This window comes from Allokutzneria sp. NRRL B-24872 (genome assembly GCF_002155965.1).
In the GTDB taxonomy this organism is placed as follows: domain Bacteria; phylum Actinomycetota; class Actinomycetes; order Mycobacteriales; family Pseudonocardiaceae; genus Allokutzneria.
The window spans coordinates 1-564 of record NZ_MUMH01000403.1 but is presented as its reverse complement, the minus strand read 5'-3'; the positions used below and the strand labels follow the sequence as shown (position 1 = coordinate 564).

Genomic DNA, 564 nt, shown 5'->3' with positions numbered 1-564 from the left:
GGGCGGTGCCGACGCCGAAGGGTGCGTTGTCGGCTTCGTGGTCTCAGAAGGGTTCGGTGTTCTCGCTGACGGTTTCGGCTCCTCGCGGGACTTCGGGTTCGCTGGTGGTCCCTGGTGGCCGGCTGGTCTTGCTGGACGGGCGGCCGCTGCGCGCTGCGGGCCCGCTCACGGTCGCCGGCGGCACCCACACGGTCCTGGTGGTGCGGTAGGAAGTCCGTAAATGGCACATTGAGGGACTTAGCGTCCGTGAATGTGCCATTCACGGACTTCCGGGTGCCGCGCGGAAAGTGTCGGTGACATCTGGGGCTTCGCCCCAGGTCGGGGGCTCCGCCACCCGAACCCCCGGAAAAACTGTCGGTGGTGGTGCGTAGCGTGGCACCCGTGAAGGAGCAGATGGGGTTCGACTTCGGCGTCGCGCAACCGGTGCGGCTCACGAAGGTGTCGCCGGCGCGGCTGGCCACCTTCGACGACTGCCCGCGCCGGTACCGGCTCGCGTACCTCGAACGGCCGACCCCGCAGCGCACCGGGCCGTGGGCGCACAGCACGCTGGGCGCGGTGGTGCAC

2 protein-coding genes are annotated in these 564 nt (G+C 69.9%); both read left to right on the top strand.

Features of this window, described 5'->3' with window-relative positions:
• A partial coding sequence (locus tag CCN37_RS38335; protein WP_143262075.1) for an alpha-L-rhamnosidase C-terminal domain-containing protein occupies positions 1-209 on the top strand: 209 nt, incomplete at its 5' end.
• 184 nt (positions 210-393) lie between these two features.
• Positions 394-564 (top strand): PD-(D/E)XK nuclease family protein (locus CCN37_RS38330; protein ID WP_168201065.1); only part of this gene is annotated, 171 nt, incomplete at its 3' end.